18 protein-coding genes are annotated in these 24,998 nt (G+C 70.4%); 12 read left to right on the plus strand and 6 right to left on the minus strand.

The window, feature by feature from the left end; genetic code table 11:
• Positions 1–431: 431 nt before the first annotated feature.
• The 3 genes from cysT to WAE60_RS13195 are packed head-to-tail and all read left to right on the plus strand — an operon-like array spanning position 432 to position 3,217.
• Positions 432–1,313 (plus strand): sulfate ABC transporter permease subunit CysT, encoded by an 882-nt coding sequence (cysT, locus tag WAE60_RS13185; protein ID WP_337687080.1) that lies wholly within the window; start codon positions 432–434, stop codon positions 1,311–1,313.
• Positions 1,313–2,173 (plus strand): sulfate ABC transporter permease subunit CysW, encoded by an 861-nt coding sequence (gene cysW / locus WAE60_RS13190; RefSeq protein ID WP_029914768.1) that lies wholly within the window; start codon positions 1,313–1,315, stop codon positions 2,171–2,173. The genes cysT and cysW overlap by 1 nt, the downstream gene beginning before the upstream one ends.
• Positions 2,174–2,197: 24 nt before the next feature.
• Positions 2,198–3,217 carry a sulfate/molybdate ABC transporter ATP-binding protein gene (locus tag WAE60_RS13195; protein WP_337686943.1) on the plus strand — a complete coding sequence of 340 codons (1,020 nt, stop codon included), beginning with the start codon at positions 2,198–2,200 and terminating at the stop codon, positions 3,215–3,217.
• 13 nt (positions 3,218–3,230) lie between these two features.
• Here WAE60_RS13195 and WAE60_RS13200 read toward each other — a convergent pair whose 3' ends face one another.
• The 4 genes from WAE60_RS13200 to WAE60_RS13215 all read right to left on the minus strand — a co-directional run bounded on the left by WAE60_RS13200 (position 3,231) and on the right by WAE60_RS13215 (position 7,932).
• The gene (locus WAE60_RS13200; protein ID WP_337686945.1) at positions 3,231–4,409 is read right to left on the minus strand and encodes a DUF418 domain-containing protein; all 1,179 of its coding nucleotides are present in this window, start codon (positions 4,407–4,409) and stop codon (positions 3,231–3,233) included.
• 62 nt (positions 4,410–4,471) lie between these two features.
• A complete protein-coding gene (locus tag WAE60_RS13205; RefSeq protein ID WP_029914764.1) occupies positions 4,472–5,467 on the minus strand; it encodes a transglutaminase family protein in 996 nt (331 codons plus the stop codon).
• Positions 5,468–5,477: 10 nt separating this feature from the next.
• Entirely contained in the window at positions 5,478–6,413 is a 936-nt protein-coding gene (locus tag WAE60_RS13210) for an alpha-E domain-containing protein (RefSeq protein ID WP_029914763.1), read from the minus strand.
• On the minus strand, positions 6,400–7,932 hold the full coding sequence (locus WAE60_RS13215) for a circularly permuted type 2 ATP-grasp protein (protein ID WP_156035824.1): 1,533 nt from the start codon (positions 7,930–7,932) through the stop codon (positions 6,400–6,402). Before WAE60_RS13215 ends, WAE60_RS13210 begins: the two co-directional genes overlap by 14 nt.
• 255 nt (positions 7,933–8,187) lie before the next feature.
• On the opposite strand from WAE60_RS13215, the gene WAE60_RS13220 reads away from it, so the two are divergent.
• The 7 genes from WAE60_RS13220 (at position 8,188) to WAE60_RS13250 (ending at position 19,871) form a co-directional block, all read left to right on the plus strand.
• Complete coding sequence (locus tag WAE60_RS13220) at positions 8,188–9,975, plus strand: autotransporter assembly complex family protein (RefSeq protein ID WP_029914761.1); 1,788 nt, start codon at positions 8,188–8,190, stop codon at positions 9,973–9,975.
• Positions 9,972–14,162, plus strand: coding sequence for a translocation/assembly module TamB domain-containing protein (locus WAE60_RS13225; protein WP_337686950.1), 4,191 nt, complete (start codon positions 9,972–9,974; stop codon positions 14,160–14,162). Before WAE60_RS13220 ends, WAE60_RS13225 begins: the two co-directional genes overlap by 4 nt.
• 142 nt (positions 14,163–14,304) lie before the next feature.
• Complete coding sequence (locus WAE60_RS13230) at positions 14,305–15,561, plus strand: hydrolase (RefSeq protein ID WP_029914758.1); 1,257 nt, start codon at positions 14,305–14,307, stop codon at positions 15,559–15,561.
• A 2-nt stretch (positions 15,562–15,563) separates the two neighbouring features.
• On the plus strand, positions 15,564–16,568 hold the full coding sequence (locus tag WAE60_RS13235; RefSeq protein ID WP_029914756.1) for an arginine N-succinyltransferase: 1,005 nt from the start codon (positions 15,564–15,566) through the stop codon (positions 16,566–16,568).
• Complete coding sequence (astD, locus tag WAE60_RS13240; protein WP_337686952.1) at positions 16,565–18,016, plus strand: succinylglutamate-semialdehyde dehydrogenase; 1,452 nt, start codon at positions 16,565–16,567, stop codon at positions 18,014–18,016. Before WAE60_RS13235 ends, astD begins: the two co-directional genes overlap by 4 nt.
• Complete coding sequence (gene astB / locus WAE60_RS13245; RefSeq protein ID WP_337686953.1) at positions 18,013–19,356, plus strand: N-succinylarginine dihydrolase; 1,344 nt, start codon at positions 18,013–18,015, stop codon at positions 19,354–19,356. The genes astD and astB overlap by 4 nt, the downstream gene beginning before the upstream one ends.
• 2 nt (positions 19,357–19,358) lie before the next feature.
• Entirely contained in the window at positions 19,359–19,871 is a 513-nt protein-coding gene (locus tag WAE60_RS13250) for a GNAT family N-acetyltransferase (RefSeq protein WP_337686954.1), read from the plus strand.
• On the opposite strand, the gene WAE60_RS13255 is transcribed toward WAE60_RS13250, so the two are convergent.
• Entirely contained in the window at positions 19,868–20,671 is an 804-nt protein-coding gene (locus tag WAE60_RS13255; protein WP_337686955.1) for a LytTR family DNA-binding domain-containing protein, read from the minus strand. The two genes, WAE60_RS13250 and WAE60_RS13255, sit on opposite strands and share 4 nt — an antisense overlap.
• A gap of 183 nt (positions 20,672–20,854) precedes the next feature.
• Here WAE60_RS13255 and WAE60_RS13260 point away from each other — a divergent pair, with 183 nt between their 5' ends.
• The gene (locus WAE60_RS13260; RefSeq protein ID WP_337686957.1) at positions 20,855–22,045 is read left to right on the plus strand and encodes an acyltransferase family protein; all 1,191 of its coding nucleotides are present in this window, start codon (positions 20,855–20,857) and stop codon (positions 22,043–22,045) included.
• Here WAE60_RS13260 and phhA read toward each other — a convergent pair.
• Positions 22,003–22,884, minus strand: a complete 882-nt coding sequence (phhA, locus tag WAE60_RS13265) for a phenylalanine 4-monooxygenase (protein ID WP_337686958.1) — start codon at positions 22,882–22,884, stop codon at positions 22,003–22,005. The genes WAE60_RS13260 and phhA overlap by 43 nt on opposite strands.
• 183 nt (positions 22,885–23,067) lie before the next feature.
• On the opposite strand from phhA, the gene WAE60_RS13270 reads away from it, so the two are divergent.
• On the plus strand, positions 23,068–24,993 hold the full coding sequence (locus WAE60_RS13270; protein ID WP_337686960.1) for a DUF3422 family protein: 1,926 nt from the start codon (positions 23,068–23,070) through the stop codon (positions 24,991–24,993).
• Positions 24,994–24,998: the final 5 nt, after the last annotated feature.

Genomic DNA, 24,998 nt, shown 5'->3' on the forward strand with positions numbered 1-24,998 from the left:
GGCGTAAAGCGGGAGCGGGTTAAAACCCCGCGTCCCGAACGCTCACCGGATAACGGCTCCACGCGAAGCGCCTGACTTCGTCGAAACGGTATTCAAAACTGCAAATCATCCGGGCGAGGCCCGGGCGCTTCGCACCCTTCCCACCACCCGCCGGGCTTCCCGGCCGGGGACATGCGCTCGCGCGTGTCCCCATCAGCCTCCACGGAGCCAAGACCCGGGGACACGCCCGAGGGCATGTCGCCGTCGGAGAACGGGCCCCCCACAGTTTTTCTGGCCCCCGCCTTCGACGAACTCAATTGACCCCACTGGCCGTGTAGGGATTTAAGCCGCTCAGCTTCACTACGCCCGTCGCTCTTTTCAGCGCTTGGCGCGTTCTTGTTTTCATGGCTCCGTTGCGGAGCCCCACGCGGATGCTGGACGACGATCACCCGATGACCGCCGAGACGATTCCCGCAGCCGCCCGTCCTTCCGGGATCAAGGAGCCGCGACGACCGCTGTTCCGACGCCGCTCGGCCATTCCCGGCTTCGGCCTGACCCTGGGCGTCACCCTGACGGTCCTGTCGCTGATCGTGCTGATCCCGCTGTCGGCCGTGGCCATCAAGGCCTCCAGCCTGTCGCCGAGCCAGTTCCTGGCCGCCGCCTTTTCCGAGCGCGCCGTCGCCGCCTATCGCCTGACCTTCGGCGCGGCGTTCGTCGCCGCCGTGATCAACGGGGTGTTCGGCGTGCTGACCACCTGGGCCCTGGTCCGCTACGAGTTCCCCGGCAAGGCCGTGGTCAACGCCCTGGTCGACCTGCCGTTCGCCCTGCCCACCGCCGTGGCCGGCATCTCCCTGGCCACCCTCTACGCCCCCAACGGCTGGGTGGGCCAGTACCTGACCCCGCTGGGGATCAAGGCCGCCTACAATCCCGTCGGCGTCACCATCGCCCTGATCTTCATCGGCCTGCCGTTCGTGGTCCGCACCCTGGAGCCGGTGATGCGCGACCTGTCGGCCGATGTCGAGGAAGCCGCCGCCAGTCTGGGCGCCGGGCGCTTCGCCACCATCGGCCGGATCATCCTGCCGGCCCTGGGCCCCGCCTGGCTGACCGGCTTCGCCCTGGCCTTCGCCAGAGGGGTCGGCGAGTACGGCTCGGTGATCTTCATCGCCGGCAACATGCCCTACAAGTCCGAGATCGCGCCGCTGCTGATTATCATCCAGCTGGAGCAGTTCGAATACGCCAACGCCGCGGCCATCGCCCTGGTCATGCTGGGCGTGTCGTTCCTGATGCTGCTGGTCATCAACGCCATCCAGGCCTGGTCGCGGAGGTTCGTCTGATGGCCGCTCCGTCCCGGGCCCACGCCCGCCACCCGACCGACGATCCGCTGTGGGCCAAGGTCGTGGTCATCGGCCTGGTCCTGGCCTTCCTGGGCCTGGTCCTGATCCTTCCGCTGGCCGCGGTGTTCGCCGAAGCGCTGCGCAAGGGGCTGGGCCCCGCGATCGCCGCGGTCTCGACGCCCGACGCCTGGGCCGCAATCAAGCTGACCCTGATCACCGCCGGCATCGCCGTGCCGTTCAACGCCGTGTTCGGCCTGTGCGCCGCCTGGGCGATCGCCAAGCACGACTTCCCCGGCAAGCCGCTGCTGATCACCCTGATCGACCTGCCGTTCTCGGTGTCGCCGGTCGTGGCGGGCCTGATCTATGTGCTGGTCTTCGGCCTGCAGGGCTGGTTCGGCGAGCGCCTGATCGACCACGACATCAAGATCATCTTCGCCATCCCCGGCATCGTGCTGGCCACGATCTTCGTGACCTTCCCGTTCATCGCCCGCGAGCTGATCCCGCTGATGCAGGAGCAGGGCGTGTCGGAGGAGGAGGCGGCCGTCTCGATGGGCGCGTCGGGCCTCTACACCTTCTGGCGGGTGACCGCGCCCAACGTCCGCTGGGGCCTGCTGTACGGCGTGCTGCTGTGCAACGCCCGGGCCATGGGCGAGTTCGGCGCCGTCTCGGTGGTCAGCGGCCACATCCGCGGCCTGACCAACACCATGCCGCTGCACGTCGAGATTCTGTACAACGAGTACGACTTCGTCTCCGCCTTCGCCGTCGCCGCCTTGCTGTGCCTGCTGGCGATCGTGACCCTGGTGCTCAAGAGCGCGCTCGAGATCGCCCAACCCGACGTCAAGCGCGGCGGCGGCCACTAGATCAGACCGGAACGATCAGACCCCATGACCATCTCCATCCGTTCCGTCGAAAAGAAGTTCGGCCGCTACCCGGCCCTGAACCATGTCGACCTCGAGATCGCCGACGGCGAGCTGGTGGCCCTGCTGGGTCCCTCGGGCTCGGGCAAGACGACCCTGCTGCGCACGATCGCCGGCCTGGAATTCCCCGACGCCGGCCAGGTGCTGTTCGAGGGCGAGGACGTCACCTTCGCCTCGGCCGCCGCGCGCCGCGTCGGCTTCGTGTTCCAGCAGTACGCCCTGTTCAAGCACATGACCGTGGCCCGCAACATCGCGTTCGGCCTGGACGTGCGGAAGGGCAAGGACAAGCCGCCGAAGGCCGAGATCGCCCGCCGGGTCGACGAACTGCTGAAGCTGGTCGAGCTGGACGGGCTGGGCAAGCGCTACCCCTCGCAGCTGTCGGGCGGCCAGCGCCAGCGCGTGGCCCTGTCGCGGGCCCTGGCGGTGCAGCCCAGCGTGCTGCTGCTGGACGAGCCGTTCGGCGCCCTGGACGCCACGGTCCGCAAGTCGCTGCGCAAGGAGCTGCGCCGCGTCCACGACGCCACCGGCGTCACCACCATCTTCGTCACCCACGACCAGGAAGAGGCCCTGGGCCTGGCCGACCGCGTGGCCATCCTGAACGCCGGCCGGATCGAGCAGATCGGCACGCCGGACGAGGTGCACGACAACCCCGCCACCCCGTTCGTCTGCGGCTTCGTGGGCGAGGCCAACCGGTTCGAGGGGACGGTCTCGGGCGGACGCTTCACGTCGGGCGCGGTGTCGTTCGCCGCCAACGGCGCCCGCGACGGGGCGGCCGTGGGCTTCGTGCGGCCGCACGACTTCGCCCTGGACGACGGCGGCTTCGAGGTCCGGGTCGACCGGGTCCACGTGCAGGGCGCCCTGGCCTCGGCCTCCGCCGTCACGGCCGACGGCCGCCACATCGAGATCAGCGGCTCGCGCGCCGAGGCCGCCCGCTTCACCGGGACGATCAAGGTCGCTGCCCGCAAGAGCCACGTCTATCCGGCCTAGGCCGGGTAGCTTTCTAGACGGGGCGGGGCTCGGGCTTGCGCCGGAACGGGATGTCGAACGACCGGCGCGTCCCGCACCGCCACAGCCATTCCAGCGGGCCGTAGTGGAAGGCCTTGAACCAGGCCGAGGCCAGCAGCAGCTGCGCCGCCACGGCGATCAGGCCGGCGGTCAGGGCGAGGGCGGGGGTGATCTTCGCGTAGAGGCCCAGGCCCAGCGGGTAGAACAGCGGGATGAACACCAGCGACTGGGCGACATAGAGGGTCAGGGTCATGCGCCCCGCCGGGACCAGGGCGCGCAGCACGGCCTCGCCTCCGGCCCGCCACAGCAGGATGAAGACCAGCACCGAGGCGGCCATGCACGACAGGTCGAACCAGCCGCCGAACAGCATGTTGGCCCAGAACACCGGACCGCTGTGATGGCCGCCGGTCCTGGCCTTCAGGACGTAGCAGACCGCCGCGAACAGGATCACGGCGGCCAGGGCCACGGCGCGGCCCCGGGCGAACCGTCCCAGGTCGGCGAAGAAGCCGATCCGGCCCAGCACCAGCCCGATCAGGAACAGGCCCAGCACCTGCACGCAGCGGCCGGTCTCGATGAAGAACCACCACTTGTTGACCTGACCCTCCCAGAGGTTGGCCCGCAGCACCTGGCCGAGGTCGCCGCTCAGATAGACCGCCATGGCCGGATCGGAGAAGAAGTGCGGCTTGTTCAGCGCCCACGGCGCGCCGGCCGCGCCCGCCGCGATCCACAGCAGGATGTAGGGCTGCAGGAAGCAGACCCCGGCCACGGCCAGCAGCGCGCGGTTGGAGCGGACCTTGTCGAACGGGATCAGGACGAAGCCCGCCAGGGCCAGCACCACGATGATGTCGCCGCGATAGACCAGGCCGTGCAGCAGGCCGATCCCCGCCAGCAGGGTCAGCCGCCAGGCGAAGCGCCCGGCGAACGGCTGGCCCCGCCGCGCGGCGCCGTCCATCATCACGAAGAAGCTGAAGCCGAAGCACAGGGCCAGCAGTGAGAAGGTCTTGCCCATGAACAGGGTGAAGACCGCCGTGGTCACCGGATTGGGCGTCGGGTCGGACCAGTAGAGCTCGAAATATTCCAGCATGTGGACCAGGAATAGGCCCATCAGGGCGTAGCCCCGCAGACCGTCCACGATCGCCAGGCGGGGCGACGCCCCGTTCGGCCCTTCCGACATCCGCGCCCTCCCCAGGTCGTCGCTTTGTTAGCGCTAACCTAGGATGCGTCGGGCCGGGCGGTCTACTGCTGCTGTTGCTGCTGCTGTTGGCGCTGCTGCTGTTCGCGGATGGCGTCGGCGCTGGCCCGGCGGCGGTTGGCCGAACCCAGCGGGGCGGCGGGGCGAGGCAGGCGCAGGAACTCCGGCTCGGCCACCGCCGCCCGCGCCCGGCGCACCGAGACGCCGACGGCCAGGTGGCTCTCGGAATCGCCCTTGTAGACGCCGCGCGACGGGGTGACGTCGCTGTAGTCGCGGCCCACGGCCACGGCGACATGGCGCTCGCCGGTCATGACATTGTTGGTCGGATCGAACCCCACCCAGCGATAGCTGGGCAGGAACACCTCGACCCAGGCGTGGGTGGCGTCGGGATCGGAGCGGTCGCCGGCCTCGCGGTCGGTGAACAGATAGCCGGAGACGTAGCGGGCGGGGATGCCCCAGGCGCGGCAGACGGCCAGCATGACGTGGGCGAAGTCCTGGCAGACGCCCCGGCCGGCGCTCAGCGCCAGGTCGATGGGGCTGTCGGCGTCGGTGACCCCGGGCTGGTACTCGAAGGCCCGGTAGATCGTGTCGCACAGCGCCTGGACGGCCGAGAACGGGTCCTTGCGGCGCAGGGCGTCGAGATCGTGCTCGGCGATGAACGTCTCGAGGGCGGGCGTCACCTGGACGAAGCCGTGGGGCCGCAGATAGTCGAAGCACTCGCCGCGCACGAAGGCGCTCTTCAGCCGTTCCCACTCGCCCATGTCCAGCGGCAGGGGCCATTCATGCACCGGCTCGGTCTCGACGGCGGAGCGGGCGATGATGGTCAGGCCGTCGTGCGGCTGGGGCACGTCGAAATGATAGACGGCGTTGCCGAAGCTGTCGGCGTACGAGAACACCTGGGCCGCCGGCTCGATGTCCAGCTCGAAGCTGACCAGCCGCTGGCGGGCGCCCTTCTGCGGCTGCATCCACAGCTCCATCAGGCTTTCGCGGACGGGCTGTTCGTAATGGTACTGGGTGACGTGGCGGATCTCGAGCAGCACGGCGGGATTCCTAAGCAGGCAGGCGCATTTCCAGGGGATAGGCGACGAAGGTCTCGTAGATCGCCTGGTGGATGCGGGCGCATTCGTTGGCCACGGTGGTCAGCAGTTCGCCGGCGCCCTGGCTCTCCAGTTCGCCGACGTCGGCGAACTCCAGCCGGGCCTTGAGGCGGCCGGCCAGCCGTTCGGGCGCCGCGCGGCCCGTGGCCTCGACATGGCGGGCCAGTTCGCTGAGGTGCTTCTCGATCTGGCTGGTGGCGAAGCGGATCGAGCGCGGGAAGTCCTCGTCGAAGACCATGAACTCCAGGATGTGCCTTGGCTCGATCTCGGCGGTGTAGACCCGCAGATAGGGCTCCAGGGCGCAGCCCATCCGCAGCACGGCGACCAGGGCCAGGTGGTCGTTCACCTTGGGGCTGTCCTCGGCGAAACACGCCTCCAGCAGGCTGGCCATCAGCTGGGCGCGTTCGAGGTACATGCCGACCATCATGAACCGCCAGCTTTCGCCATGGCTCATCGTGGTGTCGGCCGCGCCCTTGAACAGGTGCACGTCGGCGATGATGTCGTGCAGGAACGTCACGGAATTGTCGGCGAATTCCCGGCCGGCGTTGCGGTCCATGACCTTCAGGTACAGCAGGTTCAGCCGCTCCCAGGTCTCGGTCGTGATCTGGTCTCGCACCTGGCGGGCGTTCTCCCGGGCCCGGGACAGCGAGGCGACCACCGAGTTGGGATCGGTGCGGTCCAGCACCAGGCCGTTGGCCGCCTCGAACGCGCCCGACTTGAGCTCGGTCTCGCCGACCGCCGACAGGGCGATCCGCACGGCCTCGGCGCCGGCGTCGGTCTGGTCGAGGGTGGCGTTCAGCATCACCGTCGACAGCCGCGACAGGTGCTCGGCCCGTTCGATGTAGCGTCCCAGCCAGTAGAGGCTGTCGGCGACCCTAGCGAGCATCATGGGCGCCGCCTCCGTTGTGACCGTTGCCGTTGTGGCCGTTCTCCTCGGCCAGCACCCAGGTGTCCTTGCTGCCGCCGCCCTGGCTGGAATTGACGACCAGCGAGCCGCGCTTCAGGGCCACGCGGGTCAGGGCGCCCGGCGTGACCACGGTCTTCTCGCCCGACAGGATGAAGGGCCGCAGATCGACGTGGCGGGGCTCGATGCGGCCGTCCACCAGGCAGGGCGCGGTCGACAGCTGGATAGTCGGCTGGGCGATGTAGTTGGCCGGATCGGCCTTTAGGGCGTCGGCGAACTCGGCCCGCTCCTTGGCCGAGGCGTGCGGCCCCACCAGCATGCCGTAGCCGCCGGAGGCCCCCACGGCCTTGACCACCAGCTTGTCCAGGTTGTCGAGCACGTGGCTCAGCTGGGCCGGTTCGCGGCAGAGGAAGGTCTCGATGTTGGGCAGGATCGGGTCCTCGCCCAGATAGTAGCGGATGATGTCGGGCACGAAGGCGTAGACGGCCTTGTCGTCGGCCACCCCGGTGCCGGGCGCGTTGCACATCACCACGTTGCCGGCCCGATAGGCGTTGAACAGCCCGGCCGCGCCCAGCGACGAATCCCGGCGGAAGGTGAGGGGGTCGATGAAGTCGTCGTCCACCCGGCGGTAGATCACGTCCACCCGGCGCAGGCCCGTGGTGGTGCGCATGTAGACCATGTTGTCGTGGACCACGAGGTCGCGCCCCTCGACCAGCGGCACGCCCATCAGCCGCGCCAGATAGGCGTGCTCGTAATAGGCCGAGTTGTAGACCCCGGGGGTCAGGACCACGACCTGCGGGTTGGGCCGCCAGTCGGCGCTCATGCTCTTCAGCGTGGCCAGCAGCAGGTCGGGATAGCGCTCCACCGGCCGCACTCCGGCCTCGCGATAGGCGCTGGGGAAGGTGCGCTTGGAAGCGTCGCGGTTGGCCAGCATGTAGGACACGCCGGACGGCACCCGCAGATTGTCCTCCAGCACCGCGAACTCGCCGTCCTGGCCGCGGATCAGGTCGCTGCCGCAGACATTGGCGTAGGCCTTGTGCGGCACGTAGAGGTTCTGCATCTCGCGCCGGTACGACGGCGCGCCCAGCACCAGTTCGCGCGGCACCACGCCGTCCATCAGGATCTGCTGCTCGCCGTAGATGTCGGCCAGGAACATGTTCAGGGCCTGCAGACGCTGGGTCAGGCCGGCCTCGATCTTGGCCCACTCCTGGGCGGGCAGGATGCGGGGGAACAGGTCGGTGGGGATGATCCGCTCGGTGGCGCTGTCGGCGCCGTAGACGGTGAAGGTGATGCCCTGCAGCAGGAACGACCGCTCGAGCGTGCGCTGTCGGTCGGCCAGCTCGCCGGCGCCCAGGGTGGAGATTCGGGTCTGCAGCGCCGCGTAGTGGGCCCGCACGTCGCCGCCGGGGGCGATCATCTCGTCATAGGCCGCGCCGGGCAGATAGGCCGCGCCGGTCATCGGCAGGCTGGGAGTATCGTCGAGGTCCTGGATTTTCGCCGCCACGCCCGTGTCCATTTCGTCCGCCCTGCGCGCCGGATCTGAGGGGGCGCGTCCCGATCCAGCCTAGAACGCGCGAACACGGCGAGCGGTGCTTTTCGCCCCGCAAAGACCCGATGGTGGAGACTGCCCAACATTTGGGCGCCCTCCGATCACCGACGGAACCTGGCGTTGAAGCGTTTCCGAAGATTTCACCGCGTGACAGCCGGCGGGGGGGCGACTACAGGGGTTCGGGGGCGCTCGCGCGGAGACTCGGAAGGCTTGGTGCGTAAGAGATTTGCCCTTGGCGTGACCGCGGCGGCCCTGATGGTCGCCAGCCATGCCGATGCGGCCGAGCCCGCGGCCAGCATCACCGGCGTCGAGGACAAGGCGCTGCGCGAAGCGATCCAGCGCGCCATGGTCGAGGCCAAGGCTCCGCCGCGCAGCCGCTCGGAGGCCCGCCGCCGCGCCCGCGACGCCGGCGACGACGCCGCCCAGGTGCTGCGGTCGGAAGGCTATTATGCCTATGTGGTCGAGCCGGACGTCTCCGAAGCCGATCCGCCCCGCGCGATCCTCAAGATCACCCCTGGTCCGGTCTTCGTGATCGCCGATCCCAGGCTGGCCTGGAGCGGACCCGAGCCGGACGAGGGTGTGGTCCAGCGCGCCGAGGGCGTCATCCGCCTGACCCCCGGCGCCCCGGGCCGCGCCGTCGACGTCCTGGCGGCCGAGGGGCGCGTCGTCTCGCAGGTCCAGCAGCTTGGCTACGCCGACGCCGTGGCCGAGCCGCGCGAGGTCGTGGTCGATCACGCCGACCACACCCTGCGCCCGGTGTTCCACATCGCCGCGGGCGACCTGACCCATGTCGATGGGATCGAGGTGGTGACCCAGGGGCGCTCGAACCCCGCCTGGATCAAGCAGCTGGCACCCTGGAAATCGGGGGACATCTACGAGCCCGACGACATCGCCGAGCTGGAGCGCCGGCTGCGCGACACCGGCGTCTACGACACGGTCTCGGTCTCGCTGGCTCCCAAGGACAAGGCGCTGGCCGATGGCTTGCGCCCGGTGATCGTGACCGTGTCCGACCGCAAGTCCCGGACGGTCGAACTGGCCGCCAACTATTCCAGCACCGACGGGCCGGGCGCCGACGCCAAGTGGATCCACTACAACCGCTTCCATCGGGCCGACACCACCACCCTGACGGCGCGGCTGGGAAGGCTGGACAGCCGGCTGGAAGCCGAACTGGCCCTGCCGCACTGGCGGCGCAGCCAGCAGACCCTGAAGCTGAACACCGCCATCTTCCGCGAAGACACCGACGCCTATGTGGAAACCGGCCTCCACCTCGGCGCGGACCTGACCCGCAAGCTTCAGACGACCGTCTATCGCACCTACGGCGTCTCGCTGGACCTGTCGCAGGTCGACTCGCCCACGACGGTCAACGGCGTCACCACCGACGTCCAGCAGAACTTCGCCACCTTCACCCTGCTGGGCGCCCAGGCCTGGGACCATTCCGACAGCGTGCTGGACCCGACCAAGGGCTGGCGGCTGGACGCGCGGGCCGAGCCCACCGCCATCACCGGCGACCTGACCATGGCCTTCCTGAAGATCCAGGCCCAGACCACGGCCTATCTCCCGTTCGGCCAGGGGGCGCGCACCGTGCTGGCGGGTCGCTTCAAGGCCGGCCAGATCCTGGGCGGCACCATGCCCGAGGTCCCGGCCTCGAACCGCTTCTACGCCGGCGGCGGCGGCTCGGTCCGCGGCTACTCCTACCAGGCCATCGGCCCGCGCATCGACAACACCACCACGCCGCAGGGCGGCCTGTCGCTGCTGGAGAGCTCGCTGGAGCTGCGCCACAAGTTCACCGACAAGTGGGGCGCCGTGGCCTTCGTCGACGCCGGCGGGGTCGGCGTGGACAAGTGGCCCAACGGCGACGACTTCGGAGTCGGCGTGGGCGTCGGCATCCGCTACGACCTGGGCTTCGGACCGATCCGCGCCGACATCGCCATGCCGATCAGCAAGCGCGAGGGCGATCCGTCGTTCCAGATCTATATCAGCATCGGGCAGGCCTTTTGACCAACGCCCAGACCCCCTCCGGCGGACCGCCGCCCGAAGACGTTCCGGAAGTCGTCGCCGAGGCGGCGACCAAGGTCGCGCGCAAGATCGGCTGGCCGGGCCTGATCATCATCGTCTCGGTGAGCCTGGTGGTGCTGGTCGCCCTGTTGCTGGGCGGCGTGCGCTTCGGCGCGGTCACCCCGCAGGGCCGCGCCTTCCTGGAAGCCCGCACCAGCGGCCTGAAGCTGGGCCGCATCGGCCGCCTGAAGATCGAGGGCTTGACCGGCGACATCTGGAACGCCTTCGGCGTGCGCCGCCTGACGATCAGCGACGAGAAGGGCGTCTGGCTTGAGGCCGCCGACCTGTACGTCGACTGGCGGCCGGCCGAGCTGTTCTACCGTCGCTTCCACGCCGACGAGATCAAGGCCCGCCAGGTCGTGGTGCTGCGCCGCCCGACCCTGACCCCGAAGGGCAAGTCCAGCGCCGCGCCGCTGTCGGTGGACCTGGACCACGTGGCCCTGCGCCTGATCACCCGTCCCGAGTTCAGCCGCCGGGCCGGCGACTTCGACCTCAGCGGCGACTACGAATCCCAGCGGCTGGGCGGCCAGAAGGGCGCGATCACCGCGCTGAGCCGCATGCACGCCGGCGACCACCTGAAGCTCGTCTTCGACCTGGGGCGCGACAAGACCTTGCTGCTCGACGCCGAGGGGCGCGAGGCCAACGGCGGGGCTCTGGCCGGGGCGCTGGGCCTGTCGCCCGACCGGCCGTTCGACCTGGACGCCAAGGCCCACGGCACCACCAGCCAGGGCGCCTTCACGGTCCTGGCCCGCTCGGGAACGGCCACGCCGCTGAAGGCGGGCGGCGCCTGGACGCCGCAGGGCGGATCGGCGGCGGGCCACATCGACCTGGCGGCCTCGACCCTGACCGACCGCGAGGAGAAGATGTTCGGGGCCGACGCGGCCTTCTCGATCGTCGGGCGCAAGGCCGGCGCCTTCAACGTCCTGGATCTGAAGATCGACAGCCAGAACCTGAACCTGACCGCCCACGGCCCCGCCGACCTGGGCAAGCGGATCACCGCGCCCGAGGGCTTGAAGTTCAACGCCCGGGTCGCCAACCTCTCGCGCCTGACGCCGCTGCCCACCCTGGGCGCGGGCGTCGCCGACGGCGTCTTCCACCTGGACGGCGACGGCTTCCTGGTCGACGGCCGCGTCGACGTCCGCGACCTGTCGTGGCTGGGCTACAAGCTGGCCCGCGCCAAGGGCCCGGCCACCGTCGGCTGGAAGCGCGGCGAGCTGAGCATCCGGGCGGACGCCACCACCGAGGGCGGGGGCGGGCAAGGCCTGCTGGCGGTGCTGGGGCGCTCGCCTTCGGCCCAGTTCGAGGGCGCGAGGCTGAAGGACGGCCGCTTCCTGATCCGGTCCGCCAAGGTCCAGGCCCCGAACCTGAAGATCGACGCCCAGGGCGAGCGCGGCATCCTCGGCGGCCTGTCCTTCAAGGGCGAGGCCAAGGTCGCCTCCCTGGCTCCCGTTCGCGCGGGGATGGCGGGGCAGGTCACCGCCAAGTGGTCCGCCAGCCAGGGCGTCAACAAGCCCTGGATGCTCAACGTCGATGCGCGCGGCGGCAACTTCGCCACCGGCCTGGCCGAGCTGGACCGCCTGCTGGGCAAGACCCCGCGGCTGGAGGCGCGCGCCTCGTGGGCCAACGAGCGGCTGTCGGTGGCCGACGCCAAGCTGGACGGCTCGGCCGCCTCGGTCCGAAGCGCCGGCGTGCTGGGTCCGGGCGCGGCCTTGGCCTTCAAGCTGGACTGGACCGCCACGGGGCCGTTCGTGGCCGGCCCCATCGAGGTGGCGGGCAAGGCCAAGGGCACGGGGGCGGTGACCGGGACCCTGGCCGCGCCCAAGGCCGACCTGATCGCCGACTTCGACTCCATCGACATGCCGCGCCTGCCGCTGAAGGACGCCCACGTGGTGCTGTCCTTCGCCAAGCGCCCGGACGGCGGCGACGGCACGGCCTCGATCGAGGCCGGCAGCCAGTATGGCCCGGCCAAGGGGCACGCGGCGTTCAGCTTCGCGCCGGGCGGGCTGGAGCTTTCCGACCTGGACGTCGACGCCGGCGGGGCCAAGGCCAAGGGCGCGATCTCGCTGCGCAGCGGCCGTCCGGCCACGGCCGACCTGACGGTGGCCGTCGGGCCCGGAGCCTTCCTGCCCCAGGGACGGGTCAGCGGCACGGCCAAGATCACCGACGGCGCGGCGGGCGCCCTGGCCCAGCTGGACCTCGCCGCCGACGACATCACCAGCGGGGCCTGGAAAGTCCGGCACGCGGCCATCAAGGCCGCCGGCCCGATGGCGCGCCTGCCGCTGACGATCGACGCCCGGGGCGAGTCGCCGTCCGGCCGGTGGAAGCTGAACGGCTCCGGCGTGCTGACCGAGGGGGAGGGGGACTACCATCTGGCCCTCGACGCCGCCGGCGCCATGGCGCGCACCGAGGTCAAGACCCGCGAGACGGCCCAGATCCGCTTCGGCGGTCCGCGCACCAGCGCCCGGTTGCGGCTGTCGGTGGGCGACGGCGCGGCCGATCTCGACGCGGACGTCGGGGGCGACCTGGCCTCGCTCCGGGCGCAGCTCACCGGCGTCAGCCTGACCGCGATCAATCCCGACATGGCCGGCAAGGTGGACGCCCGCCTGTCGCTCAACGGTTCGGGCCCGACCCTGACCGGCGACTTCGACGCCCATCTGGTCGACGCCCGGGAACGCGGCCCGCGGACCGACCGGTCGCTGAACGCCGAGATCCGGGGCGTGCTGCGCGACAACCTGATGACCATCAACGCCACCAGCTCCAACAGCCAGGGCCTGCAGGCCAAGGCCGAGGTGACCCTGCCGACCGAGGCCTCGGCCAAGCCGTTCCACCTGGCGATCAGCCGCGAGCGGCCGGTGCGCGGGCAGTTCACGGCCCAGGGCGAGATCAAGCCGCTGTGGGACCTGCTGGGCAGCTCGGAGCGCAGCGTATCGGGCAAGGTCGACGCCGAGGGCGAGCTGGCCGGCACCCTGGCCGACCCGCGCCTCACCGGCCGCGCCAGCCTGGAAGGCGGCCGGGTGGACGACGGCCAGACGGGCCTGAGCCTGCGCGACGTCATCGTGCGGGTGGCCCTGGCCGACAACGCCATCGACGTCAGCCAGGTCTCGGCCGGCGACGGCCAGGGCGGGACCATGTCGGGCTCGGGCCGGATCAGCCTGGCCCGCGACGGGCTGGGCAGCTTCAAGCTGGACCTGAAGGGCTTCCGCGTCATCGACAACGAACTGGCCACGGCGACGGCCAGCGGCCAGACCACGGTCAATCGCGGCGCCGACGGCAAGGTCAAGATGGTCGGCGCCCTGACCATCGACCGCGCCGACGTCTCGGCCCAGACCAAGACCCCCGCCGGCGTGGTCTCGCTGGACGTGATCGAGCGCAACCGGCCGGACGAACTGGACCAGGGCGTCGAGGTCCGCAAGGTCGCGCCCGGCAGCGGCATGCTGTTGGACGTCACCCTGACCGCGCCCCGGCGGATTTTCGTGCGGGGCCGGGGCCTGGACGTGGAGCTGTCGCTGAACGCCCACGTCGGCGGCTCGACCAACAGCCCCACCCTGGACGGCGAGGCGCGGATGGTGCGGGGCGAGTACGACTTCGCCGGCAAGCGCTTCGAGTTCGAGGAGAGCGGCACGGTGCGCCTGGCCACCCAGCTGGACCGCATCCGGCTGGACCTGACCGCCGTGCGCGAGGACCCGACCCTGACGGCCGTCGTCAAGGTGCAGGGCACGGCCGCCAAGCCGGAGATCACCCTGACCTCCAAGCCCGAGTTGCCGCAGGACGAGGTGCTGTCCCAGGTGCTGTTCGGGTCGTCGGCCGCCAACCTGCAGCCGATCGAAGCCGCCCAGCTGGCCTCGGCCCTGGCGGCCCTGGCCGGCGGCGGCGGCTTCGACGTGATCGGCAACCTGCGCAGCCTGGCCGGCCTGGACCGGCTGTCCTTCGCCGACAGCGCCACGGGCATGACCGTGGCCGGCGGCAAGTACGTCACCGACGACGTCTATATCGAGATCATCGGCGGCGGCCGGGAAGGGCCCTCGGCCCAGGTCGAATGGCGCGTGCGGCGGGCCCTGTCGCTGGTCTCCAAGCTGGGCAGCCAGGGCGACGCCCAGCTTTCGGTGCGCTGGCGGAAGGACTACAACTAGCCGGCTTCCCCGTCCTGGCCCCGGCCGGGACCCGACCTGTTCGAAGCAAGGCTGTTGCGCGGGCCACCGGTTTCCCCTGGCGAGGAAGCACGAATTGCCCGCGGCCCTTGGTTTAGTTTGAACTGAGGGAGACAGTGGATTCATGCGACTCAACGACGAGGATCGCGCCGTCCTTCGACATCTGGCCGACCAAGGGCCGGTGATCATCGACCGGGCGATAGGCTGGTGCGCGATCAACTCTGGAAGCCGCCACCTGGGCGGGCTGGAGCGCCAGCGGCAAGTTTTGCTCGACGCCTTCGGGAACCTGCCGGCCGCGCCGACCGACATCCCGCTGGGCGCCTCGCCGGAAGTCGGCGCCGATGGCCGGATCGGCGAACAGGCCCATCCGGCGGCGATCGCCGTGGTCGTCCGGCCCGAGGCGCCGGTTCAGGTCGTGCTGACCGGCCACTACGACACCGTCTATCCCGAGACCTCCGGCTTCCGGACCGTCACCACGCGGCCCGACGGCGCACTGCACGGCCCGGGGATCGCCGACATGAAGGGCGGCATCTCGGTGATGCTGGCGGCGCTGGAGGCGTTCGAGCGCCATCCGCTGGCGAACAACGTCGGCTATCGCGTGCTGCTGTCGCCCGACGAGGAGATCGGTTCGGTCGCCTCGGCCCCGATCCTGGCCCAGTTCGCCCGCCAGGGTCACGTAGGCCTGACCTACGAGCCGGCCCTGGCCGACGGCGCCCTGGCCAGCGCCCGCAAGGGCTCGGGCAACTTCCACATCGTGGTCCACGGCAAGGCGGCTCACGCCGGGCGCGACTTCGCCGCCGGCCGCAACGCGGTCATGGAGGCCGCGCGGATCGCCCAGGCCCTGCACGCCCTGAACGAGCTGCGCGACGGGGTGACCTGCAACATCGCCAAGATCGACGGCGGCTCGCCCCTGAACATGGTGCCCGACGTGGCCGTGGTGCGGTTCAACGTCCGCTTCCCGGCCGCCGAGGACGCGGCCTGGTTCGAGGGCGAGGTCGACAAGATCGTGGCCGCAACCGGGGAGGGGCTGCACGCCCACCTGCACGGCCGCATCACCCGCGGCGCCAAGCCGTTCAACGCCGCCCAGCAACGGCTGTTCGGGGCGGTGAAGGAGGCCGGGGCGCTGCTGGGCCAGGACATCGCCTGGAAGCCGTCCGGCGGGGTCTGCGAGGGCAACAACCTGTTCGCCTCGGGCCTGCCCAATGTCGACACCCTGGGGGTGCGCGGCGGCGACATCCACAGCGAGGCCGAGCACGCCTGGCCCGACAGCTTCGTCGAGCGGGCCCAGCTGTCGGCCGTGATCCTGATGAAGCTGGCGAGCGGCGAGATCGACGGTCCCGCCCTGCGCGCCGCCATGACCGACCTCGCGGAGACCCATTGAGCATGCTTGTCGTCCGTCCCGCGCTGCCCGCCGATTTCGACAGCCTGATGGAGCTGGCCGTCCTGTCGGGCCGCGGCTTCACCAGCCTGCCGGAAGACGAGGTCACCCTGCGGGCCCGCCTGGAGCTGTCGCAGAAGAGCTTCCACTCCGAAGTCGCCGCGCCCGAGGCCTGGTACACCCTGATGCTCGAGGACCTGGAGGCCGGGGACATCGTCGGCGTGGCCGGGGTCAAGGCCGGGGTGGGGCTGAAGCGCCCGCATTTCTCGTTCCGCGTCGTGACCCTGGCCCAATCTTCTCCCACGCTGGACAAGCGGTTCGACCACCGGGCCCTGGTGCTGGTCAACGAATGCGCCGGGTGGTCCGAGGTGGGGTCGCTGTTCCTCAAGCCCGAGCGCCGCAAGGGCGGGGCGGGCAGGCTGCTGGCGCAGTCGCGCTACATGCTGATCGGCCTGGAGCCGCAGCGCTTCGCCGAGATGGTGCTGGCCGAGCTGCGCGGCTGGTTCGACGAGGACGGCAGCTGTCCGTTCTGGGACCACGTGGCCAGCAAGTTCTTCCGGCTGGAGTTCGACGAGGCCGACATGATGAGCGCCTCGACCGACGGCCAGTTCATCCTCGACCTGGCCCCGCGCCATCCGATCTATGCCGAGCTGCTGCCCCAGGTGGCGTCCCAGACCATCGGCCGGGTGCACCGCGAGGGCGAGGCGGCGCGGGCCATGCTGGAGACCGAGGGCTTCCGCTTCTCGGGCCTGATCGACATCTTCGACGCCGGCCCGACCGTGGCGGCGCGACGAGACGACATCAAGACGGTGCGCGAGGGCCGGCGGCTCCGGGTCCGGCTGGGCGAGGACGCCTACGGCGAGGAGGCCCTGATCTGCTCGGGCGCGGTGGCCCGCTTCCGGGCGGTGCGCGCGCCGGTGCTGGTCGACGGCGAGAGCGCGATCATCGGCCGGGACGCCGCGGCGGCCCTGGGCGTCAAGGATGGCGAAATGGTGCGGGTGAAGGCATGAGCGGCGTGTTCATCGACGGCGTCTGGCGGACGGGCGCGGGTTCCGAGGCGACCTCGGTCGACCCCACCACCGGCGAGGTGATCTGGCGCCAGGCGACGGCGGGTCCGGCCGACGTGGCTTCGGCGGTCGCGGCGGCCCGCAAGGCCTTCCCGGCCTGGGCCGACCTGCCGCGCGAGGAGCGGATCGCGGTCCTGCGCCGCTACAAGGACGTGCTGGTGGCCCGCACGGCGATTTTCGCCGAGGCCCTGAGCCGCGAGACCGGCAAGGCGCTGTGGGAGACCAAGGCCGAGCTGGGCTCGATGGCCGGCAAGGTCGAGGCCTCGATCAAGGCCTATGACGAGCGCACCGGCGAGCACGCCAGCGACATGGCGTTCGGCCGCGCCGTGCTGCGCCATCGCCCCCACGGCGTGATGGCCGTGCTGGGCCCGTTCAACTTCCCCGGCCACCTGCCCAACGGCCACATCGTGCCGGCCCTGCTGGCGGGCGACACCGTGGTGTTCAAGCCATCGGAAGAGACGCCCCTGGCCGGCCAGCTTCTGGTCGAGGCGCTGGAGGCGGCCGACGCGCCGCCCGGCGTCGTCAACCTGGTGCAGGGCGGTCGCGAGGTGGGCCAGGCCCTGATCGACCAGGAGATCGACGGCCTGTTGTTCACCGGCTCGGCCGCCGCTGGGGCCTTCTTCCGCCGCCACTTCGCCGACCGTCCGGACGTGATCCTCGCGCTCGAGCTGGGCGGCAACAACCCGCTGGTGGTCTGGGACGCGGGCGACGCCGAGGCCGTGGCGGCCCTGGTGGTGCAGTCGGCCTACATCACCACGGGCCAACGCTGCTCGTGCGCCCGCCGGCTGATCGTGCCGGACGACGCGACGGGCCGGGCGGTGATCGACGCCGTGGCCGCCCTGTCGGAGCGGCTGACGGTCGGCCCCTGGAACGGTCGCGAGGAGCCGTTCATGGGGCCGCTGATCTCGGACCGCGCCGCCGCCATGGCCCTGGCCGGCGCGAAGGCCATGCCCGGGCAAACCGTGCGCCCCATGACCGCCGTCGAAGGGTTGAGCGGGGCGTTCGTCTCGCCGGGCCTGCTCGATGTGACGGGCCAGACCGTGCCGGACGAGGAGCTGTTCGCGCCGCTGCTGCAGGTGCGCCGGGTGGGCTCGTTCGACGAGGCGATCGCCGCCGCCAACGCCACGCGCTATGGGCTGTCGGCCGGGCTTGTCTCCAACGAAACAGGACGTTGGAACCACTTCCTCAAGCGCATCCGGGCTGGCGTGGTCAATTGGAACCGGCCGACCACGGGCGCCGCAGGTACCATGCCGTTCGGCGGCCTGGGCAGCTCGGGCAATCACCGGCCCAGCGCCTACTACGCCGCCGACTACTGCGCCTATCCGGTGGCCAGTTTCGAGGCGCAAGCGGTGGCCAATACCCTGGGCGACATCAAGGGCCTGCGCGAATGAGCGCGCGGGCGGTCGAGGCCAATTGCGACGGGCTGGTCGGGCCCACCCACTCGTATGTCGGCCTGTCGCCCGGCAACATCGCCAGCCAGATCAACGCCGGCGAGGTCTCCAACCCGCGCGCCGCGGTGCTGGAGGGCCTGACCAAGATGCGCAAGCTGGCCGACTGGGGCGTGCCGCAGTTCGTGCTGCCGCCGCACGAGCGGCCGGACCTGGCGCTGCTGCGGGCCATCGGCTTCGCCGGAACCGACGCCGAGGTGCTGGGTAAGGCCTGGAAGGATGCGCCGGCCCTGGCCGCCGCCGCCTGTTCCGCCTCACCGATGTGGGCCGCCAACGCCGCCACGGTCACGCCCAGCGCCGACACCGCCGACGGCCGCGTGCATTTCACCCCGGCCAACCTGCTGACCAACCTGCACCGCAGCCTGGAGGGGCCGCAGACCGCCCGCGCCCTGCGCCGGCTGTTCCCGGACATGGCCCGGTTCGCCGTGCACGACCCGCTGTCGGCCCAGTCCCATTTCGCCGACGAGGGCGCGGCCAACCATGTGCGGCTGTGCGCCGACCACGGCGATCCGGGCGTGAACCTGTTCGTCTGGGGCCGCGAGGCGTTCGAGCGCTGGGAAGGCCGCTATCCGGCCCGCCAGACCCTGGAGGCGTTCCAGGCCATCGAGCGCCGCCATGGCGCGGCGCGCGGCGTCTTCGCCCGCCAGGGCCGGGCGGCCATCGACGGCGGGGCGTTCCACAACGACGTGGTCTGCGTCGGCACGCGCGAGTGCCTGCTGTTCCACGAGCGGGCCTTCGAGGACGGCGCGGCGATGCAGGACGGGATCCGCCGCGCGGCCGACGGCCTGTTCGAGCCGGTCTTCGTCGTAGTCTCCGAGGCCGACCTGCCGATGGACGACCTGGTGAAGAGCTATCTCTTCAACTCCCAGCTCCTGGTCCTGCCGGGCGAGGACCGGCTGGTGCTGCTGGCGCCGGGCGAGACGCGGGACAACCCGCGCGCCCATGCGGTCGCCCAAGGTCTGGCCAGCTCGAACGGCCCGATCGAACGGGTCGAGTATGTCGACGTCCGCCAGAGCATGCGCAACGGCGGCGGCCCGGCCTGCCTGCGCCTGCGGGTGGTGCTGACCGACGCCGAGCTGGCGGCGACGAACCCGCGGCAGCGCTTCGACGCGGGCCTGCACGACCGCCTGAACGCCTGGGCCGGGCGCCGCTACCGCAACCGCCTGGCGCCCGCCGACCTGGCCGATCCGGCGCTGATCGTCGAAAGCCGCGAGGCGCTGGACGAACTGACCGCGATCCTCGACCTTGGCGGCGACTTCTATCCGTTCCAGCGAGCCGCCTGACCATGAGCGACTTCACCGTCCGGCCCGCGCGGCCCGAGGACGCGCCGGCCATCCTGGCCCTGCACCGCAAGGTCGCGGCCCAGCCGGGCGGCCTGGCGCGCCGGCCGGACGAGGTGACCGCCGACTATGTCGCCCACGCCATGGCGACGGCCGCCGACGGCGGGGGCAATCTGGTGGCGGTCGACGCCGGCGGCGGGGTTTGCGGCGAACTGCATGTCGAGCGGATGAAGGTGGGCATCTTCACCCATGTGCTGACCGACCTGACCGTGGCCGTCGATCCGGACTGGCAGGGCAGGGGCGTCGGCTCGGCCCTGTTCCGCGTCCTGATCGAGACGGCCCGGACCCTGACCCCGCCGGTCGGCCGCATCGAGCTGTGGACCGGCGCGAGCAATCTCGGCGCCCAGAGGCTGTACGAGCGCCTCGGCTTCAGGATCGAAGGCCGGATGATCGGGCGCGGCCGCTACCCCGACGGCCATGTCGAGGACGACATCGTCATGGGCCTGATGCTGGATTAACGGCGCAGGGCGGCCAGGGCCTGGGGGAAGCGGCGCGACAGCGGCGCCTCCACCGCGCCCAGCTCGATCGCGAAGTCGCCCGAGCCCTCGGGCCGGAGGCCCGTCACGCGGGCCGGATTGACCAGCCACGAACGATGGGTCCGCAGGAAGCCGTGCCGGGCCATGTCGGCCTCGAGCGCGCTCAGCGAGGACCGCATCAGCGGCCGCCGATCGTCGGCGAGCACGAACTCGGCGTAGTTCCCCGCCGAACGCACCGCCAGGATCTCGGACACCGGCACCCGCACCAGCCGGGCGCCGTCGCGGATGTCGAAGGTCGGCGCGGGCGCCGCCGTCTGCGCGTGGTCGGCGGCCTCGCGGGCGCTACGCCTGAGCGACAGGGAATAGATGATCGAGGCCAGGCCGTAGGCCATCAGGTCCTTGCGGAACTCGTAGGGGAACTCGGTCGACAGCGGCCCGAACTGGTAGGGACCGCCCATGAAGGCCAGGTAGGCCAGCTTGCGCAGGGCCACGAAGCCGCTGACGTGGAGGACCGAGTAGAGCACGACCGCCGCCAGGTGGACCGGCGCGGCGCGCCACCAGCGCGGCTTCTTGCGGAACGTCCAGACCGCGACCCCGGCGGGGATCGCGAAGATCAGCATGGTGACGAAGGCGCTGCTGCCCTCCCAGATCGCCGGCCCCAGGATTCCCAGGCGCGGCGCGTCGTGGCGGAGGGTCAGGACGTTGACCACGGCGATGCAGGCGATGAGGCCCACGCCCAGCAGCCAGGCCTGGGCGACGCCCTGGCGCTCTTCGCCGCTCATCCCGAAAAGCGCGCCGCTGGTCCCCGTGGGTTTTCCGTTCGTCCCTGCCGGCGGCCGCCCGTCCCCGGGCCCTTGGCTGCCGGCGGCCGCCCGGGTCACGACGTTCGCATCGTTTTTCAAGCCGGACGCCTCGTCATGCCTTCGCCCGTCATGTCTTCGCCAGTCATGTCTTCGACTGTCTCAATGCCCGATCGCCGCTACGACCTCGACTGGATTCGGGTCGGCGCGTTCTTCCTGCTGATCCTCTACCACGTCGGCATGTTCTATGTGCCCTGGGATTGGCACGTGAAGTCGCCGCATCCGGTGGAAGCGCTGGAACTGGCCATGTTCCTGACCAATCCCTGGCGGCTGACGCTGCTGTTCCTGGTCTCGGGCGCGGCCACCCGGTTCATGGCCGACAAGGTCTCGGTCGGCAAGCTGACCGGGGCGCGGGTGGCGCGCCTGCTGCCGCCGCTGCTGTTCGCCATGGCCGTGATCGTGCCGCCGCAGTCCTACTACCAAGTCGTCGAGTACATCGCGGCCCATCCGGGGACGTCGCTGACCGTCGACCACTTCTGGGTCCGCTACATAACCGCCTCGGGCCACTGGTGCAGCCCGGACGGCTGCCTGATCACCCCGACCTGGAACCACATGTGGTTCGTCGCCTACCTGCTGTTCTACACCCTGGTGCTGGCCGGGCTGCTGCTGGTCTGGCGCCGGCTGGGGGCGCACATCCAGGCGGCGGCCGAGACGGTGCTGCGGGGACCCGGCCTGATCCTGTGGCCGGTGCTCTTCCTGGGCCTGCTGCGCGCCACCCTCTATCCGCGTTTCGGCGAGACCCACGCCCTGGTCGGCGACCACTATGTCCACGCCGTGTCGGGCTCGGCCTTCCTGCTGGGCTTCGGCTTGGCCAAGTCGGACCTGCTGCGCCGGAGGGTGATCGCCGCGCGCTGGCCGGCCCTGGCCCTGGCGGTCGCGGCCTATCTGGGCTGGGCCAGCTACGCCTACGTCTACCGCAACGACACGCCGATCCCGCCCGAGGGCCTGCGGATGGCGATGCGCCTGGTCCATCCGCTCGACGCCTGGTGCTCGATCGTCGCCATCCTGGGCTTCGGCGCCAAGCACCTGAACCGCGGCGGACCGGCCCTGCGCTACCTGACCCTCGGCGTGTTCCCGTTCTACCTGGTCCACCAGACCCTGATCGTGGTGATGGCCCACAACCTGGCCAAGCTGGGCCTGCCCCAGCCGCTGGAGGCCGCGATACTGATCGTCCTGACCTTCGCCGGCTGCTTCGCCACCTACGAGATCGTCCGCCGGGTTCCCGGGGTGAGGATCCTGTTCGGCCTGAAAGGTCAGCCGGCCGCCGAGGCCAGCCGCCCGCCGGCCTTCGCATAGGCCTGGGTGCCGGCGGTGATCACCCGATCGCGGCCGGCGATCTCGGCGATGCCCAGGTCGCTGGCCCCGGCCAGGCGCCCGTAGAGGGCCCCGAAGTCTTGCAGGGTCACCTCCTGCAGGGTCTGGATCGAGGGGATGACGAAATAGACCTGCTGGAAATCATCGATCCGGTAGGGTGTGCGCATCACCCGCTCCAGGTCGAAGCCGATGCGGTTGGGGGAGGGATCGTCGAGGGCGAAGATCGACTCCGTGCGCGAGGAGACGATGCCCGCGCCGTAGATCCGCAGCCCGGCCTTCGTCTCCATCAGGCCGAACTCGACCGTGTACCAGTAGAGCCGCGCCAGGTTGGTCAGCCGTCCCAGCCCCAAGGCCCGCTGGCCGCCCTGGCCGTAGGCCTGCATGTAGTCGGCGAAGGTGGGGTCGGTAAGCATCGGCACGTGGCCGAACACGTCGTGGAAGACGTCGGGCTCCTGCAGGTAGTCCAACTCGTGCGGCTTGCGGATGAACTGGCCGGCCGGGAAGCGTCGGTTGGCCAGGTGGTCGAAGAACACGTCGTCGGGCACCAGGCCCGGCACGGCCACCACGCTCCAGCCGGTGAGGCGCTGGAGTTCCTCGTTGATCCGCTTGAAGTCCGGGATGCCTGAGCGATGCAGGTCCAGGGCGTCCAGGCCGCGCAGGAACTCGTCGCAGGCCCTGCCGGGCAGCAGGGCGGTCTGGCGCTCGTAGAGGGTGATCCAGACGTCGTGCTCGGCCTGGGAATAGGCCTCCCATCCCTGATCGATGGTCCAGCCGGCGGCCGCGCCGGGCGGGGGTTCGGGCAGGATGTGCAGAGCGTCCATGACGACAGTCTAGGCCGCGCCGGAGAGTAAAACCTTCCGACCATGCCTCTTCAGAACGGTGTTTCGAGAAGGGTTTTGCGCGGCCGGCGACGCTGGAAGACGAAAGATGTCGCCTAAGGCGTTGCGCGCGGAGGTAGAGCTGACTAACGTCACCGTAGCACGCAACCTTGGGGGAGGAGCGCGATGCCATACGAGAGTCCGCTGGTCGAGGCGGCGAGGCAGTCCCACCGGCGAGCGCCCAGGCCCTGCGGCGCGCCGGCCGTCACCGCGCACATCGGCTTCTGGCACCGCCTGCCGGCCAGTTCGGGCGAGACGGCGGCCGAGCACATCCGCAACGGCGAAGCCGCCCTGGGCACCGCCTATGCAGACATCACCGAGGCTATCCATCGCTTTCAGCGCCTGCTGGGGATCCCGCCGGAACGCCACAAGCGCTTCGCCGACGGAGAGGGCATCGATCCTCTGGAGCCCTTCATCCCGATCGAATTCGAGTTCGGCGGCCTGATCGGCAGGGCGGTGTTCTCGCGCAACAACGAGACGGTCAGCGCCACCTTCATCGTCGATCTGTCGAAGGCGCCGGGCGACGAGCTGTACGCCTTGCCCGGAGGCTGGGTGAAGCCGGCCGCTGATCGGCTGAAGGCCGCTTTCGCCGACCTGAAGGCCATGCTGCCCGATCCGGACAACCTCGATCTTCTGCGCGGGCATGCCGACTATCTGTACGACGGCTTCTGGAACGAGTTCCTGAGGCACCTGCAAGTCGACGAGACCATCGCCCGCACCGAGGGCGGCTGGCAGAGGTTCGTCGATGTTCGCGGCGTGGTGCTGAACATCGGCGACGAGGACAACCTGCACTGCCTGAAGGACGTGGACCCGCTGCCCTACGACTTCCTCAACGTCGTGCCGCGCTTCGACGGCGCCGAACCGGCCGAGGCGCTGCACCGCGCCTGGCCGTTCGTCAAAGCCTCGCACGCCGAGGCCAGCGACGTCGAATTCGTGATGAGCAAGCTGATCCGCGGACGGGCGATCTTCGTGTCGGCCTTCGGGGACCTCGGCGTCGGCATCGCGCGCCGACGGGCGCCGCCGTCCCGCGCGCCGTCGGGTGTGGTCCGGTATCTGCTGATGACCAACGGACTGGGGGCCACCCGTCTTCGTCCCGGCAGTCGTGTCGACGTGCCGTTCAATCGCTGGCAGATCGGCCGACTGGTCTTCCGGATCCACGACTTGGCGTCGATGCGCATGACCGCGCTGAGGGACCTCCGGCTCATCAAGCAGGCCGGCGATCGGGCGCGGACCCTGGGCGGGCGATTGGACGAGATCTACCGCCACCAGACCCAGGGCGTGAGGGTCACGCGCGAGCAGATCAACGACCTGTTCCAGGCCTTGAACAGCCTGGGATCGGACGCTTCCGGCGGCCTTAGCTATCGGATCAACCGGGCCCGCCTCATGGCGCAGAGCTACAAGCAGGCGCTGACGGACCTGCAGATCGAAGAGATCGAGGGCTGCCAGTCGTACGACGAGTTCGTGCGGCGCCGCGTATTCCGCGAGTTCGATTCCATCGACAGGGTTGGGATCAGGGTCGAGCGCCTGTCGGCCCGGGCGACGACCCTGCTGTCGCTGGTCGACACCACCAACGAGCTGGAGAACGGTCGGAAGATCGCCGAACTGACGGCCGAGGTCGCCAAGGGGCAGGCGGTGATGGTCGACAGTCAGAGGTCGATGCTCGACAGCCAGAACCTGATCGCCGAGAGCGAGCGGAAGATCGAGCATCTTCAGGGCTCAGCCGAAATCTTGGTCTATATCGGCGCCGTCTACTACCTCGGCAGCATCTTCGTGAAGGTCAACGCCTTCGAGTTCTTCGCCACCTACAAGCCCGCCGTATTCGCCTGGATCAGCAGTCTGGCGCTCCTGAAGAACTGGAGCATCGTCGCGGTGCTTAGCCGAAAGGAGAGCGGGGTTTCCGTCTACGACGAGATTGTCAGCTACGCGTTCGCGGGCGTGTGGGTGGCCGGGCTCCTCATGGTGGTCAAGACCCTCCAATGGCTGAAGATGGTCTTGCCGGAGAAGCTGGCTCGGCGAGGACGGGGGCGACGGTCCGCCGCGATCTCCCGCTAGGCGCG

Source organism: Caulobacter sp. CCG-8, assembly GCF_037402475.1.
GTDB lineage: Bacteria > Pseudomonadota > Alphaproteobacteria > Caulobacterales > Caulobacteraceae > Caulobacter.

What these genes read in the sequence shown, in the direction of transcription:
- astD (WP_337686952.1), top strand. Translation starts at nt 16,565, where the DNA reads ATGAGCGGCGTGTTCATCGACGGCGTCTGGCGGACGGGCGCGGGTTCC.
- astB (WP_337686953.1), top strand. Translation starts at nt 18,013, where the DNA reads ATGAGCGCGCGGGCGGTCGAGGCCAATTGCGACGGGCTGGTCGGGCCC.
- WAE60_RS13250 (WP_337686954.1), top strand. Translation starts at nt 19,359, where the DNA reads ATGAGCGACTTCACCGTCCGGCCCGCGCGGCCCGAGGACGCGCCGGCC.
- WAE60_RS13195 (WP_337686943.1), top strand. Translation starts at nt 2,198, where the DNA reads ATGACCATCTCCATCCGTTCCGTCGAAAAGAAGTTCGGCCGCTACCCG.
- WAE60_RS13200 (WP_337686945.1), bottom strand. Translation starts at nt 4,409, where the DNA reads ATGTCGGAAGGGCCGAACGGGGCGTCGCCCCGCCTGGCGATCGTGGAC.
- WAE60_RS13230 (WP_029914758.1), top strand. Translation starts at nt 14,305, where the DNA reads ATGCGACTCAACGACGAGGATCGCGCCGTCCTTCGACATCTGGCCGAC.
- phhA (WP_337686958.1), bottom strand. Translation starts at nt 22,884, where the DNA reads ATGGACGCTCTGCACATCCTGCCCGAACCCCCGCCCGGCGCGGCCGCC.
- cysW (WP_029914768.1), top strand. Translation starts at nt 1,313, where the DNA reads ATGGCCGCTCCGTCCCGGGCCCACGCCCGCCACCCGACCGACGATCCG.
- cysT (WP_337687080.1), top strand. Translation starts at nt 432, where the DNA reads ATGACCGCCGAGACGATTCCCGCAGCCGCCCGTCCTTCCGGGATCAAG.
- WAE60_RS13270 (WP_337686960.1), top strand. Translation starts at nt 23,068, where the DNA reads ATGCCATACGAGAGTCCGCTGGTCGAGGCGGCGAGGCAGTCCCACCGG.
- WAE60_RS13235 (WP_029914756.1), top strand. Translation starts at nt 15,564, where the DNA reads ATGCTTGTCGTCCGTCCCGCGCTGCCCGCCGATTTCGACAGCCTGATG.
- WAE60_RS13260 (WP_337686957.1), top strand. Translation starts at nt 20,855, where the DNA reads ATGCCCGATCGCCGCTACGACCTCGACTGGATTCGGGTCGGCGCGTTC.
- WAE60_RS13210 (WP_029914763.1), bottom strand. Translation starts at nt 6,413, where the DNA reads ATGATGCTCGCTAGGGTCGCCGACAGCCTCTACTGGCTGGGACGCTAC.
- WAE60_RS13255 (WP_337686955.1), bottom strand. Translation starts at nt 20,671, where the DNA reads ATGAGCGGCGAAGAGCGCCAGGGCGTCGCCCAGGCCTGGCTGCTGGGC.